Raw genomic sequence first — 14,179 nt, forward strand, 5'->3', positions numbered from 1 at the left:
CGGATCCGGGGCCTTGCTGTTAATGAAGCTGACGGCTTGTTGTTGTTTTAAACGCTCTTTTTTATAACATGGCTTCATTGGGGGCTGGGCTACCTCACCAAATGTGGGTATGGTAGAGGCACGTCACTCCCCCTCATGCGAGATCATCATGAAGCTGTCCTTCAAGAAACCGGCCTTCATCGGCCTCGGGCTCATCGCCCTCGTCTCCGCCATCTGGCTCGATTTCTATCTGCCGGAGCACACCATCGCCACCATCACCGGGGTCGAGGTGAAACGCACCGACAAGGATGGCCCCATCAGCCAGAAGAACCCGGCCGACGGTCCCACCACCGACGTCTACTACATCTATACCGAGCGACCCGGTGAGAAGATCCGCGTGTTCCGCAACGAAGACACCGAGTGGGGCTGGCCCTTCTACTTCAAGTTCAACGCCGCCGACGTGCAGGCCAAGGCCAAGTCGATGGAGTTCGAAAAGCGGCTCGCCATCATTACCTCCTACGGCTGGCGCATCAACATGTTCTCCATGTTCCCCAACGTCACCAAGATTGAGAGCACCGAGCCCGACGCCTCCACCTGGAGCTTCTTCCGCTGGTTCTGGTTCGGCATCTGGGCTCTGGTGATGGGCAAGGCTGCCATCGCCACCTGGCGCTACTTCGATCGGCTCGAGGACGAGATATGAGCGACGCCGCTTGCCGGAGGAACGGACAATGAGTGAGCCGAGCAAGACGCGCACCAGCTTCTATCGCCGGCTCTACGTGGCCTGGCTCATCAGCCAGGGCACGGATACGGTGCCGGCCATCATGGAGGCGACCGGCATGCCGCGCCGCACCGCGCAGGATACGCTCAGCGCCCTGGCCGAGCTGGACATCAGCTGCGGCTTCGAGCAGACCGAGGGGGCTCGTCATCTGCAGGGGCACTATCGCATCAGTGACTGGGGGCCCATCAATCCCGCCTGGATCGCGGCGCAATTGCCTGCCATCAAGGAGACGCTGGGTTACCCCTGAGGTCGTCTGTGACTGGGGGACAATCCGAGCAATCCTGCCTGGATAAAGGCCCAACTGCCGGCCATCAAGGATGACATTGGGTTACCCCTGAAGCCACGGACTTGATCGTCTGTGACTGGGGCAGGCTGAGCAAGCCAGCCTGCAACAGGATCCAATCCGCCAAATAAAGAAGGGCCAGCCGACAAGGCTGGCCCTTCTTGTATCTTGTCAGCCAGGAGTGGCCCGGCCGACAGAGTCCTCATTCGGGGAACGGCTCCTCCGGCAATGGATCCTGGGTCTCCCCCTTGGTGCAGTCGATGATGGAGCGCTTGGGGTTGTTGGGGTCACGCAACAGCAGGGGCGCCAGCCCGGCGTCGTGCTGCTGCTCGTCGGAAAACTCGCTGCCATAGGCGTTGTGGGTCAGACGCCGCGCATTGGCGATGGGGGTATCCACGAACAGGGCATGCACCTCGAAAGTGGACGAGGGGATGAGAAAGCCGCTGATGGGCAGACCGTGCAGATCCTGGCGGGTCTTGTACCAGGCAAAGCCGTCCGTCACCTTGTAGGGGGTGAACTGTTTGAGCTGCGGGTGCACCGGCTGGCCGGTCTCGCTGTCGAGATAGAGATCATCCAGCTCGCAGGTCGCCAGCCCCTGCCACATCGACTCGAACGGCGTGGCACACCCCGTCAGTTGCAACCCGGCCAGCAGTGCCAGCCCTGTCTTCCACATCGCTTCGCCCCTTCTTGCAAGAGTGGAACTGCGTTCAGTCAAAGGCCCGCAGCCGCGTGACCAGCAGATCGATAAAACCGGCCCGATCCAGCCCCAGCAACACCAGCGCATTGGCCGCTTTGCCGGTCAGACCGTAGCGATCCACCACCGTCATGCCGCTAGTATGGGTGCCGCCGGTCTCGATATCGACCCGGCACTCAACCCCGTGAAACAGCGCGGGGGCCAGCAACCAGGCAATGGTACAGGGGTCGTGCAGCGGCGCGCCAGCAAATCCCCACTTGGGATCCCGGTGATAGATCATGAAAAAGTCGAGCAGCCCGGCCACGCACTGGGCCACCGGATTGGTGATGGCGCGCACCCGTTCGATATCCTCGTCCATCACCTGCGCCTCATGGGTCACATCCAGCCCGCACATGGTGATGGGGAGCCCCGACTTGAACACCATATCGGCCGCTTCCGGGTCCACATAAATATTGAATTCCGCCGCCGGGGTCCAGTTGCCTGGCCCCGCCGCGCCGCCCATCAACACGATACGGGCGATCTTCTGCTTTAGCTCGGGGTGGGCCGCCAGCAACAGGGCGATATTGGTGAGCGGGCCGGTCGGCACCAGGGTCACGGGCTCCGGGCTCTCGCGCAGGCACTTGGCCATCAGCTCAAGGGCGGTCATGGCCACGGGGGCAAAGGCCGGATCCGGCAGTTTGGGGCCATCGAGACCCGATTCGCCGTGGACGTTGTCGGCGATGATAAGCTCGCGGGCCAGCGGCTTGGGAGCCCCCGCCGCCACCGGAATGTCGTCACGCCCCAACAAGGTGAGGATGCGCAGGGCATTGTTGAGGGTCTTGTCCGGCGTCTGGTTGCCGGCGCTGGTGGTGACCGCCAGCACCTTGAGTTCAGGGCTGGCCAGCGCCAGGATGAGGGCGATGGCATCATCGTGGCCGGGATCGCAATCGAGAATAACGGGCAACGCCATGGACGGACTCCTTACAACATGACAGGGAGCCATACCTTAGCAAGCGGCGGCAGAATTAACTCTGGAGGGAGTCACAAAACGCCTTGGCCAAACAGATCAATCACTTGCCGGCGGCACTCAAGTCAGTTCGCCGCGCTTCGCCGGTTCGGGTATGATCCCCCTCCCTTTTCTAACCGTGCGCCCCATGTCCGTCATCGTCGACACCTTCATCGCCCCGCCCTGTGCGGCCACCATCGAGATCCTGTTCGAGGATGAGCACCTGCTGCTCATTAACAAGCCGAGCGGCCTGCTGAGCCTGTCGGGCAAGAACCCGCAGAACCTCGACTCGGTGCACCATCGGCTGGTGCAGGCTTACCCCGGTTGCGCCCTGGTCCATCGCCTCGATTTTGGCACCTCTGGCATCATGCTGGTGGCCAGGAACAAGGCCATCAACGCCCTGCTCTGCCGCCAGTTCAGCCAGCGGGCGGTGAGCAAGGCCTACAGCGCTCTGCTGTGTGGCCATCTGGTCGACGATGAGGGAGTGATCGATGCCCCCATCGCCAAGGATCCGGCGCTGTTTCCGCTGATGAGCATCTGCGCCGTCAACGGCAAACCCGCCCGCTCCCGCTATCAAGTGATTGAGCGGCTGGAACAGCAGATGCAGGGACAGACAGTGCCGCTGACCCGGGTGCGGTTGGTGCCGGAGACCGGTCGCACCCACCAGCTACGTATCCACAGCCAGCTGTTGGGCCATCCCATTCTCGGCTGCGATCTCTATGGCGGCCTGCTGCCGCCCGGCTGCGAGCTGGCGCCGCGGCTGATGCTGCACGCCAGTGAACTCGATTTTGTCCACCCGGTCAGCGGCGAGCCGATGCAGATCCGCTGTGAGGCGCCCTTTGCGCAGGCGCTGGCCGCCATGACGGGGCAACCGGGGTAACCTGGAACAGGGAAGAAATGAAGGGGCAGGCAAGCAGAAGAGGGGCAAAGCGGTAAACGGCGGATAAAGATAGGGGCCGTGCTTTCGCAACGGCCCCCACCCCCCACTCGTGGTGGTGCTATCAGATCAGCTTGCGGGCAGCGCCCAGTACGATCTTGATGGCATCAGATTCGGTTTTCGCCATGGTCTCGGCGTTCGGGATTTCCTGCTGGGTACGGTTGACGATGACGCCAGCCACCATACCGGCACGCAGGCCCTGGCTGGTGCACATGGTCAGCAGGGTGGCAGATTCCATCTCGTAGTTCAGCACGCCCATGGCTTGCCACTCTTTCATGGAACCCTGGAAACGGCTCACGACGCGGCCGGATACAGTGTCGTAACGCTCCTGACCCGGGTAGAAGGTATCGGAGGAGGCAGTCACACCGATGTGCAGCTTGGAACCCAGCTCTTTGGCGGTGTTGACCAGCGCGGTGGTGCAGTCGAAGTCGGCCACGGCCGGGAACTCCATCGGCGCGAAGTGCAGGCTGGCACCGTCGAGGCGCACGGAACCGGTGGTGACGATCACGTCGCCCACGTTCAGGTGCGGCTGGATGGCGCCGGTGGTGCCGATGCGCAGGAAGGTACGGATGCCCAGCTGAGCCAGCTCTTCCACCGCGATGGAAGTGGACGGGCCGCCGATACCGGTGGAGCAGATGATCACGGCCTTGCCGTCCATCTCGCCGCGCCAGGTAGTGAATTCACGATGGCTGGCCAGGTGCACCGGGTTATCCAACAGCTCTGCGATGCGCTTCACGCGCTCGGGATCACCAGGGACGATCGCCAGGGTGGCGCCTTGCAGATCCGCTTTCTTCAAACCCAAGTGAAATACATCAGACATAGTGGACTCCTGGTTGCTCCCCACCAGCATGGTCAGGGCGCAAGTTAAGATGATTCTTTATGGTACTTTCAAGCCTTCACTCCCCTCGTCGGGGAGGCGCCAACTATGGTCGAAAGCGCTTTCCAATTCCTTGAAGCATCTCACACTTCCTTGCATTGACAGTGACAAATTCGGCGCAAAACGTTTGCTAACCTGATGAATTAATTGAAAAACGTTTTTCTTCCCGCGAACGGGCAAGGGCCCTTGTCAATCCCTGTCGCGCCCCATGTTTCCGGTACGTGATCGAGTCCATAAAGTTGCAAAGCAGATACCATTGACCCCTTTTCATCCCCTCTGACGATGTTATGTTGGCGCCCGCATACCACTTAATGGCTAATAAAACGGAGTCCATCATGGCGACATTCAAGTTCTACATTCCCGCTATCAACCTGATGGGAGCAGGCTGTCTGCAAGAGGCGGCAGCCGATATCAAGGGTTATGGCCATCGCAAGGCGCTGATCGTCACCGACAAGATCCTCAACCAGATCGGCGTGGTCGCCAAGGTCGCCGGCCTGCTGGCAGAACATGGCATTGAAAGCGCAGTTTTCGACGAGACCAAACCCAACCCGACCATGACCAACGTGGAAGCGGGTCTGGCCATGCTCAAGGCCAATGGCTGTGACTGCGTCATCTCGCTAGGCGGCGGCTCCCCCCACGACTGCGCCAAGGGCATCGCCCTGGTGGCCGCCAACGGCGGCAGCATCAAGGATTACGAAGGGGTGGATCGCTCCGCCAAGCCGCAGCTGCCGCTCATCGCCATCAACACCACCGCCGGCACCGCCTCCGAGATGACCCGCTTCTGCATCATCACCGACGAGGCTCGCCACGTGAAGATGGCCATCGTCGACAAGCACGTCACCCCGCTGATGTCGGTCAACGATCCCGAGCTGATGCTGGCGAAACCCGCCGGCCTCACCGCCGCCACCGGCATGGACGCGCTGACCCACGCCATCGAGGCGTATGTCTCCACCATCGCCACCCCGGTGACCGATGCCAGCGCCATCATGGCCATCCAGCTCATCGCCAAGCACCTGCGCACCGCGGTCAATCAGGGCGACGATCTGCACGCCCGCGAGCAGATGGCCTACGCCCAGTTCCTGGCCGGCATGGCCTTCAACAACGCAAGCCTGGGCTACGTGCACGCCATGGCCCACCAGCTGGGCGGCTTCTACGACCTGCCGCACGGGGTGTGCAACGCCGTGCTGCTGCCCCACGTACAGGCCTATAACGCCCAGGTGTGCGCCGGCCGGCTCAAGGATGTAGCCCGTCATATGGGGGTGGACGTGAGCGCCATGAATGACGAGCAAGGGGCCGCCGCCGCCATTGCCGCCATCCAGCAGCTGGCGCTGGACGTGAAGATCCCGGCCGGGCTGGAGCAGCTGGGCGTCAAGGCCGATGACTTCAACCTGCTGGCCGAGAACGCCCTGAAAGACGCCTGCGGCTTCACCAACCCGAAACAGGCGAGCCACGAAGAGATCGTCGCCATCTTCCGCGCCGCCATGTAAGGGCGCAATCGGCAGAAAGGGTCGCATGGCGGCCCTTTTTATTGGCTGATGGATCAATGGCTTTTTACTTCCGTAGAGGGAGCCGGTATGATTTGCCGAGCTTAAAAAGACTTGAATGGATGATCTGAACTCGATATGCGGATGAAACACCTGATTGCCGCGGCCCTGACCGCCCTCACCCTGTCCGGTTGCAGCCTGGTCTATCGCATCGATATTCCTCAGGGCAACTATGTGGAACAAAAACAGGTCGACAAACTGCGCCAGGGCATGACCCGCGAGCAGGTCGAGTTCGTGCTGGGCTCCGCCATGCTGCGCGATGGCTTTGACCCGAACACCTGGTATTACCTCTATGAATTCCAGCCGGGGCGCGGCGAGAAAGAGCGCAAGGAGCTCACCCTGACCTTTGCCAACGACAGATTGGCCACGGTCACCGGCGATTTCCCGCTGCCAGCGGCCTTCCATACCCCGCTCTGATCCCATCCACAAAACCGGCCTCGCGCCGGTTTTGTTTTAGCGCCGCCAGCCACGGACGACCCGCTGGCAGAGGGCAGCCCCTCAGCGGATGCGGGCGTCACTTTCATCACACAGGGAGAGCAGCATGAGCCGGATCCTGATCGCCGGAGCCACCGGCCTCATCGGCCGTGAGCTGGTGCGGCAACTGCCCGCGGAGCACCAACTGACCCTGCTCTGCCGCAAGCCCGGGCCGCCGCAACCCGCCCGCCACTGGCTGCCGGTCAATTTAGATATGCTGGCCGCGGTGAATCTGCCCGAACCGGTGGATCTCGCCTTCTGCTGCCTTGGTACTACCCGCAAGGAGGCCGGCTCGCCCGAGGCCTTTCGCCGGGTCGACCTTGACTATGTGCTGGCCTTTGCCGAGCTGGCCCGCCGCCACGGCTGCCAGCGGCTGGTGGTGGTCTCGAGCCTGGGGGCCAACCCGCACTCCCCTGCCCTTTATCCGCGCACCAAGGGGGAGATGGAGCAGGCTCTGCTGGCCCAGTCCTGGACACGACTCGCTATCGTGCGCCCCGCCATGTTGCTGGGAGATCGCCAGCCGCCGCGCCGCTCGGAGCAGTTTTTCCAGGCCATCTACCCGTTGCTGAAGCCGCTCCTGATAGGCAGGTTGCGCCGCTGGCGCGCCATCGAGGCCGGCCAGGTAGCCCGCGCCATGATCGCCCTCTCCCGCCAGCCCGCCGGCTGCGAAGTGGTCGAGAACGAGCGGCTGCTCCAGCTGTAGTGAAGCCCCTCGACTTGGCGGGTAGATGACGGGATCAAAAAAGGCGCCAAGGCGCCTTTTTTATATGCGGTGTCGTGCCAGTGCTGGAACCTTTTATACGAAGGATCATGCCTGCCAATGCAGGCATTTAGTCAGAATGTTTGCGATTGGCATTGGGACGGCCACCCGTGACCACGTCGGCACGTCCCTCTTCCTTGGCCTTCTCGGCGCGCTTCTTGCGCATCTCCTTGGGATCGGCGATGAGCGGACGGTAGATCTCGATGCGATCGCCATCTTGCAGCAACTCGGAGCCCTTGACCGGTCGGCTGTAGATGCCGAACTTGTTGACCGTCAGATCGATCTCGGGGTGTTTTTGCACAATGCCGGATTGCTCGAGGGCGGCCAGCACCGAGGTCTGTGCAGGCACCCGCAGCCGCAGCACCGTCTGCCGCTCGGGCAGGGCGTAAACCACTTCGATGTTGAGTTGATCAGGCACCGTACACCACCTTGGCGCGGTTGGAGAAGGCGAGCACCATGGAACTCACCAGATCGCGGAAGATCTGGCCGAAGGCCAGCTCGATGAGTTTGGAGGTGAACTCGAAGTCGAGATCGAACTCTACCTTGCAGGCATCCACGTCCAGCGGCGTGAAGGTCCACCAGCCCGCCAGCTTGCTGAAAGGCCCCTCCACCAGCTCCATCTTGATCTGCCGGTTGGCATCGAGCAGATTGCGGGTGGTAAAGGTCTTGGCAATCCCGGCCTTGGCCACATCGACCGAGGCCGTCATATAGTCATCGCCGGTTTCGTGGACACGGCTGCCGACACAACCGGGCAGGAACTCCGGATAAGCGTGAACATCATTGACCAGCCTGAACATCTGTTCGGCGCTGAACATCACCAGGGCACTGCGAGTAATACGGGGCATGGCTTTTCCTCATCCAATCGCCGCGATTTTATCATCATGTTTCATCTTGTGGAGGTAAAACCTCGGTCAAACTGCTCATAAAGCCATCAGTTGACCCGCTGCGCGTTTTACAGCCGCCCTTGCCCACGTATAATGCCCTCCTCCCAGTCATTGCCGGAAATCGCCCGTCATGAGCAAAAAAAACAGTAAAAACAAAGCCGGGTCCAACACCATTGCACTCAACAGAAGCGCGCGCCACGAATACTTCATCGAAGAGAAGATCGAGGCGGGTCTGTCCCTGCAAGGGTGGGAAGTCAAATCTCTGCGGGCGGGCAAGGCCAACATCAGCGAAGCCTATGTCATCTTCCGCGATGGTGAGGCTTACCTGTTCGGCTCCAGCTTCCTGCCACTGCAAGCGGCCTCCAGCCATGTGGTGTGCGACCCGACCCGGACCCGCAAACTGCTGCTGAGCCGCCGTGAACTCGACAAGCTCGAGAGCCTGATCGCCCGCCAGGGCTACACCGTCGTTCCCCTCGCCCTCTACTGGAAACAGTGCTGGGTCAAGGTCGAGATCGGCCTGGTGAAGGGCAAGAAAGAGCACGACAAGCGCGAAGACACCAAGGCCCGCGAATGGGATCGGGAAAAAGCGCGCATCATGAAGAACAAGCACCGCGGTTGATGGTGCGCCGCCTGCCGGGCGCCGCCCAATAAACCAGCAATCGACCGGCCAAGGCCGGTCGATTGCCATCAACGCCTTGCCATGACAGGATTTTTGCGTACAATCGCTCTTAACAACTTGGGGCTGATTCTGGATTCGACAAGATTCACGAAACCCAAGGTGCATGCCGAGGTGCGGTAGGCCTCGTTAATAAACCGCAAAAAAATAGTCGCAAACGACGAAAACTACGCACTCGCAGCTTAATAACCTGCGCTGAGCCCTTCTACCCTAGCTTGCCTGTGTCCTAGGGAATCGGAAGGTCATCCTTCACAGGATCGTGTGGAAGTCCTGCTCGGGGCGGAAGCATTAAAACCAATCGAGCTAGTCAATTCGTGGCGTGTCTCTCCGCAGCGGGTTGGCGAATGTAAAGAGTGACTAAGCATGTAGTGCCAAGGATGTAGTAATTTTGGACGGGGGTTCAAATCCCCCCAGCTCCACCAAATACCGGTCCAACAGTGACCAACGAAGTCCAAGAAACCCGCATAGCATAAGGCTTTGCGGGTTTTTTGTTGTCCTCAGTAGTCCGAGGAAGTCGCCAGAAACCAGCTCATTTAGTACCATTACTAGTACCACAAGGGCGATGGTACTAAATTCAGTGGTACTAAGAGGCGGCATGGACAAGAAGACGCGTAAGACAGGAACAAACCGGCTTTCTGACACTAAAGTGAAAACAGCCAAAGCAGACATCAAAGAGTTAACCTTACCTGATGGGGAAGGGTTAGAGCTGAGAGTTAAGCCTAACGGAGGGAAAAGATGGGTTTTCAAGTACCAAAAACCAGCCGATAAAAAGCGCACCAACATGGGATTTGGTACTTATCCAGAAGTCTCCCTTGCCGCTGCTAGAGAGCGGCGGCGAGAAGTCCGCACCCTACTGGCCCAAGGCATTGATCCCAAGCTCCATAAAGAAGAACAGATCGCCACAGCTCAAGCCAAGCAAGAAGCTAGTGCCAACACGTTCGAACGCATGGCGTGCAAATGGCTGGAATTGAAACGCCACAATGTGACAGACGCCTATGCCACCGATTCGTGGCGCTCCCTTGAACTCTATGTGTTGCCCTTCATTGGCTCAATGCCCATAGACCAGATACGTGCGCCTAAAGTTATTGAAATTCTTCGCCCAATTGAAGCAGATGGCAAACATGAGACTGTACGTCGCCTCTGCCAGAGGATTAACGAAATTCTCGACTATAGCGTCAATCATGGCCTTCTCCAGGCTAATCCTTGCTCTGCCATTCGTAAGGTATTCAAGAAACCCACCAAAAAGCACATGCCGACCCTCAAGCCAGCCGAGTTGCCACATCTGATGGCAGACATTGCAAATGGGAGGTTAGACCTCACAACACGCTGCCAAATTGAATGGAGCTTGCATACCTTGGTTCGCCCAGGCGAATCCGCAGGTACTCGCTGGGATGAGATCGATATCGATGCCAAAGTCTGGAACATCCCTGAAGATCGGATGAAGAAGGAACGCCCGCACCGAGTCCCTCTGACACCACAAGCAATATCCCTGCTGGAACGGATGAAACCGATTAGTGGCCACCGCCCCTTCGTGTTCCCTGGCTACCGTGATCCACTCGGCCACATCAACGACCAGAGCGCGAATGCCGCCCTCAAGCGACTGGGCTATGGCGGACGACTGGTGGCCCACGGTTTGCGCTCGCTGGGTAGCACCACTCTAAACGAACAGGGATTCAACCCTGATGCCATCGAGGCAGCACTGTCTCACGCAGACGAGAACGAGATCCGCCGTGCCTATAATCGTGCAGATTACTTTGAGCAACGAGTGATAATGATGATGTGGTGGAGCAACCACATTGAACAGGCTAGCCAAGGGAACCTCTCTCTGGCTAGCGGTTTTAGAGCATTGACAGTTGTGGGCGAGTAGCCCACATCTGACTAATTGCCCGGACTATATGGAATTTTGACGTAAAGAAATATTGAAGGCCCTATCCACCTACCGATATTCAGCTCACAAAAGTCAAAGATATGGAGATTTGCAGACCGACACATTGTATTGACTGTGACTGCCACCACTCTAGACGACAAAACTATTCTAGGTGAAATCTTGGTGTAGAATCGCTCATAGAAATAGGAGAGCTACGTGATAACCTATGCAGACGATGGTATGAGTCCTCACATCACCACAAGTAGATCACTTGCACATGCCCTTAACATTCCGAGCGAGCTATTGAGAGTTCACCTATGGATTGTTGCTGGCGTAGCACCAGAGACTATTCCTCAGCTCGCTAAAATGGTTATGACAGATGTTGGCACGATATGCCGCCTCACCGGCATTAGCAAGAATACTATTTCACGCAAACTCAGAACAAATACACCTCTGACTATTCAACAAGGTTCTAGGGTTTATGGTGTTATATTGGCTCTGGATGCGGCTCGCGCCCTAAATGAAAATGATAATACCAAATCCATAGCATGGCTACATCAACCAGCTAAGGGACTTGGCGGGAAAATGCCAGCTGAACTGTTGAGTACATCAGTAGGAGTTCAAGCAGTGGTAGACTTAGTAGGACGAATTGAACATGGTGTCTACTAATATAAGACAACACATCTGGCTGCCATAATTTTAGTTTTTCCTCGCGTTGCGAGAAAAGATCCAGACTTATTATAACTAAAGGGGGGGTGTCCCCCCCCTGCATTCCGTAAAAACATCTATAAAAATCATTGTTACTCATTATGAGTATACTCTTCAAAAAAAATGTCATCTTCTAAATATTTAGCATACAACTTATATGCTAACTGTTGAGCCATATTGGATATACTTGTATCCACGTCAGGGGGAGTCAATGCAGGAAGAATTTTACCTGGTAATGAGAAAGTATAACTTTCATCGCCACTGTGCATATCATAACTTGTAGTTGTATCTGTCGACGTCAGTAAATCAAACCCTAACTCTTTAGCAAGAAATATCCATACCCAACACCGGAATGAGTTTTCCTTATCATAATCACTAACCAGCTTATATATTGCGTCAACAGAACCATTGATTGCACTAACAATCCACCAATAATAAGCATTCACCACCATGCCACGAGTTTCACATTCGATTGCAATAGATTCACTACGTTTACTGCTGCCCATATAGCCAATATATAAAGAGGAATCAAGTCCATGTGATGCCAACTCGAAAACAGCATCCATATCAAATGACATTGCAGCTTTTTTCAAGTGATGATACCAATAAATGTATCGTTCTTTATCTGTGTCAACTAATGCATTAATATCAGCACCATTAAAGCCACTGGCTATTCTGTACAATTTCTGATGAAGTTCAAAATCGGTAAATGACGAGGCATTTCGGTCTGCAAATGCACTTAACTGGACCAACCCCTGGTGTACTAATGGCGAGTTAAATTCATTCTGTTTAAACATACTCATTAACTCCCCAGCATAATGGTCTGAGGAGCTAAAGCGGCTAGCAGTAGTCGAATTAGGATGAAGTTGATTACTCTGAATATAAAGCTGAGTAATGTAATCGTCGTTTAGGCGATTCCTCAAAATCTCTTTTACGCGTAGGCTTATAATACCAGCTTGCACTAACAATGTGGCCAACTTCTGAGCGACAAGCTCAGGAATACTAATACCCAGAATAACAGCTCTAGCCTCAATTGCACTTACATCCAACGCAACCTGCCATTTCGTATTACTGAGCAGAATCGCATCAGCTTGCAATGACGCGTAAGTACTGTAGCCATAGGCCGCAGCAATCATCTCGTAGATATGACTACGTTTGAGGGAGATGCCTAGTACATCTTTGAGCTCAAGTTGGGTTGTGTGGACGAACGCTTTGATGGTCATGATCCAATCTCCTAGTCCTACCCTGGGGTATACATCGCACGTTTAATCCATCCAAGGTGAGGATTTGAGGTTGAGATCATGTGGCTTGAGAGTAGTAACCATTTTGACTCGTGCGAAAGTCTGGCTGGTCAGCCGAGACAAATCATAACCTAGTAAGTGGCACTGTCCAAGAGTCCATTCTCGCCCCGAGCCTCTCCGACACCCAGTAGACCAGCCCTGTGAGTTGTGGAATGAGCCGAATGAGGGCTATTATCGGCTCATATCGCGAGCCGAATGTGGTGTCAATTCGGCTCATTTTTGGCATTGCACTGCTTGCCCGCGACACAAAATCAGCGAGATTATCGATGACCGTAGACTGGATCTGGCAACACGATGAGTGGCCCAATTTTTGCTGGCAAGACCGGCAGTTACTGCCAAAGCTACGCCAAGTGCACCGTAATCTGGGGTTGCTCCAGGGCCTTCACTTATCAGCTCACAACACAACACTGGCGCATCAGACACATGCCCTAGATACGCTGCTGGCCAATGTTATTGCTTCATCGGCCATCGAGAATCAACGACTTAATACGCAATCGGTACGTACATCACTGGCTCGTCACCTCGGCATATCGGAGCAGACACCTTACCCCACCTCAGATCGATCTGATGGATTGGCCGCCATGATTGTGGATGCAATCTATAGCACCGATGAGCAGTTGACGCTGGAACGCTTGCTGCAATGGCACCGCTGGCTTTTTCCCGCAGATGACCGGAGATTGCATCAGATACGCGTTGGCCAGCTGCGTGGTGATGAGCCGATGCAGGTGATATCCGGAGCACGTGATCGACTCATCGTGCATTTCGAAGCCCCACCACGAGAGGGGCTGGAGCAGGAATTGGCCACTTTCATCGAATGGTTCAGAACCAGTCTCGATGACCCCTGCCTAGACCCATTACTTAGGGCGGCCATCTGCCACATATGGTTTGTCACTTTGCATCCGTTTGATGACGGTAACGGACGGATTACCCGAACCCTCACCGATCTTGCACTCTCTCAGGCCGACAACCAGAGCATCAGTCTGTATGCCATGTCGGTAGTAATATTTGAGCAGCAAGCCGATTACTATCGCACTCTGGAGCAGACCCAGAGAGGTGGTCTGGATATCACCCCTTGGCTGGTTTGGTTTTTGGACACACTCAACGTCACGCTGGAACAGACCCAACAATCATGTACCCATGCGCTTGCTCGAAACCGCTTCTGGCTGCTACACGCTAGTGACCAATTGTGCCCTGAACAGGTGATGATACTGAACCATTTGCTCGACGGTTACACACAGGACAGCCTTCCGTACATTAGTGCCAGCCAGTATCAAAAAATTGCTCAGGTGAGCAAATCTACAGCCACGCGCCACCTTACTGATCTACTGGAAAAAAACTGCCTAGAAAAAGAACCTGGTGGAGGCGGTAGAAATACCCGTTATAGGCTCAAATTGACAAATCACTGATAAAGGGACTCAAAATAGGATGAGTT

General features: G+C 56.4%; 16 protein-coding genes and 1 other RNA gene. 11 read left to right on the forward strand and 6 right to left on the reverse strand.

Annotated elements, in window-relative coordinates; genetic code table 11:
- The first annotated feature begins 148 nt into the window (after positions 1-148).
- Together PG900_RS06690 and PG900_RS06695 are read left to right on the forward strand one after the other, a co-directional pair.
- Complete coding sequence (locus tag PG900_RS06690; RefSeq protein WP_016350163.1) at positions 149-679, forward strand: DUF1523 family protein; 531 nt, start codon at positions 149-151, stop codon at positions 677-679.
- Positions 680-707: 28 nt separating this feature from the next.
- Complete coding sequence (locus PG900_RS06695; RefSeq protein WP_029303501.1) at positions 708-1,004, forward strand: winged helix-turn-helix domain-containing protein; 297 nt, start codon at positions 708-710, stop codon at positions 1,002-1,004.
- Positions 1,005-1,242: 238 nt separating this feature from the next.
- On the opposite strand, the gene PG900_RS06700 is transcribed toward PG900_RS06695, so the two are convergent.
- Both PG900_RS06700 and rihA read right to left on the reverse strand, forming a co-directional pair.
- Positions 1,243-1,713, reverse strand: coding sequence for a hypothetical protein (locus tag PG900_RS06700; protein ID WP_024943856.1), 471 nt, complete (start codon positions 1,711-1,713; stop codon positions 1,243-1,245).
- A gap of 34 nt (positions 1,714-1,747) precedes the next feature.
- Positions 1,748-2,683: a pyrimidine-specific ribonucleoside hydrolase RihA gene (gene rihA, locus PG900_RS06705; protein ID WP_270798657.1), complete on the reverse strand. Its 936-nt coding sequence runs from the start codon at positions 2,681-2,683 to the stop codon at positions 1,748-1,750.
- A 151-nt stretch (positions 2,684-2,834) separates the two neighbouring features.
- On the opposite strand from rihA, the gene PG900_RS06710 reads away from it, so the two are divergent.
- The gene (locus PG900_RS06710) at positions 2,835-3,599 is read left to right on the forward strand and encodes an RluA family pseudouridine synthase (RefSeq protein ID WP_270831123.1); all 765 of its coding nucleotides are present in this window, start codon (positions 2,835-2,837) and stop codon (positions 3,597-3,599) included.
- Positions 3,600-3,720: 121 nt separating this feature from the next.
- On the opposite strand, the gene udp is transcribed toward PG900_RS06710, so the two are convergent.
- Positions 3,721-4,476 carry a uridine phosphorylase gene (gene udp, locus PG900_RS06715; RefSeq protein WP_011705364.1) on the reverse strand — a complete coding sequence of 252 codons (756 nt, stop codon included), beginning with the start codon at positions 4,474-4,476 and terminating at the stop codon, positions 3,721-3,723.
- Between the two features lie 392 nt (positions 4,477-4,868).
- Here udp and yiaY point away from each other — a divergent pair, with 392 nt between their 5' ends.
- The 3 genes from yiaY to PG900_RS06730 all read left to right on the forward strand — a co-directional run bounded on the left by yiaY (position 4,869) and on the right by PG900_RS06730 (position 7,254).
- Entirely contained in the window at positions 4,869-6,020 is a 1,152-nt protein-coding gene (gene yiaY / locus PG900_RS06720) for an L-threonine dehydrogenase (RefSeq protein ID WP_270798661.1), read from the forward strand.
- 135 nt (positions 6,021-6,155) lie between these two features.
- Positions 6,156-6,494 carry an outer membrane protein assembly factor BamE gene (locus PG900_RS06725; RefSeq protein WP_011705347.1) on the forward strand — a complete coding sequence of 113 codons (339 nt, stop codon included), beginning with the start codon at positions 6,156-6,158 and terminating at the stop codon, positions 6,492-6,494.
- A 124-nt stretch (positions 6,495-6,618) separates the two neighbouring features.
- Positions 6,619-7,254 (forward strand): NAD(P)H-binding protein, encoded by a 636-nt coding sequence (locus tag PG900_RS06730; protein WP_270831124.1) that lies wholly within the window; start codon positions 6,619-6,621, stop codon positions 7,252-7,254.
- 127 nt (positions 7,255-7,381) lie between these two features.
- Here the strand turns inward: PG900_RS06730 and PG900_RS06735 are convergent, their stop codons facing one another.
- On the reverse strand, positions 7,382-7,729 hold the full coding sequence (locus tag PG900_RS06735) for an RnfH family protein (protein WP_016350142.1): 348 nt from the start codon (positions 7,727-7,729) through the stop codon (positions 7,382-7,384).
- Positions 7,722-8,156, reverse strand: coding sequence for an SRPBCC family protein (locus PG900_RS06740; RefSeq protein WP_011705344.1), 435 nt, complete (start codon positions 8,154-8,156; stop codon positions 7,722-7,724). Before PG900_RS06740 ends, PG900_RS06735 begins: the two co-directional genes overlap by 8 nt.
- Positions 8,157-8,325: 169 nt before the next feature.
- Between PG900_RS06740 and smpB the strand changes: the two genes are divergently transcribed.
- The 4 genes from smpB (at position 8,326) to PG900_RS06760 (ending at position 11,407) form a co-directional block, all read left to right on the forward strand.
- Positions 8,326-8,814, forward strand: coding sequence for an SsrA-binding protein SmpB (gene smpB / locus PG900_RS06745; protein ID WP_011705343.1), 489 nt, complete (start codon positions 8,326-8,328; stop codon positions 8,812-8,814).
- Positions 8,815-8,933: 119 nt separating this feature from the next.
- Positions 8,934-9,293: a transfer-messenger RNA gene (gene ssrA / locus PG900_RS06750) on the forward strand.
- Between the two features lie 173 nt (positions 9,294-9,466).
- Positions 9,467-10,738 carry an integrase domain-containing protein gene (locus PG900_RS06755; RefSeq protein ID WP_104452560.1) on the forward strand — a complete coding sequence of 424 codons (1,272 nt, stop codon included), beginning with the start codon at positions 9,467-9,469 and terminating at the stop codon, positions 10,736-10,738.
- A 216-nt stretch (positions 10,739-10,954) separates the two neighbouring features.
- Positions 10,955-11,407, forward strand: coding sequence for an antitoxin Xre/MbcA/ParS toxin-binding domain-containing protein (locus tag PG900_RS06760; RefSeq protein WP_223931102.1), 453 nt, complete (start codon positions 10,955-10,957; stop codon positions 11,405-11,407).
- Between the two features lie 131 nt (positions 11,408-11,538).
- On the opposite strand, the gene PG900_RS06765 is transcribed toward PG900_RS06760, so the two are convergent.
- Positions 11,539-12,669: a hypothetical protein gene (locus PG900_RS06765; RefSeq protein ID WP_270798668.1), complete on the reverse strand. Its 1,131-nt coding sequence runs from the start codon at positions 12,667-12,669 to the stop codon at positions 11,539-11,541.
- 239 nt (positions 12,670-12,908) lie between these two features.
- On the opposite strand from PG900_RS06765, the gene PG900_RS06770 reads away from it, so the two are divergent.
- Entirely contained in the window at positions 12,909-14,153 is a 1,245-nt protein-coding gene (locus PG900_RS06770; protein WP_270798670.1) for a Fic family protein, read from the forward strand.
- The last annotated feature ends 26 nt before the right edge of the window (positions 14,154-14,179 follow it).

It is taken from the genome of Aeromonas sp. QDB03, from assembly GCF_027707985.1.
Lineage (GTDB): Bacteria > Pseudomonadota > Gammaproteobacteria > Enterobacterales > Aeromonadaceae > Aeromonas > Aeromonas hydrophila.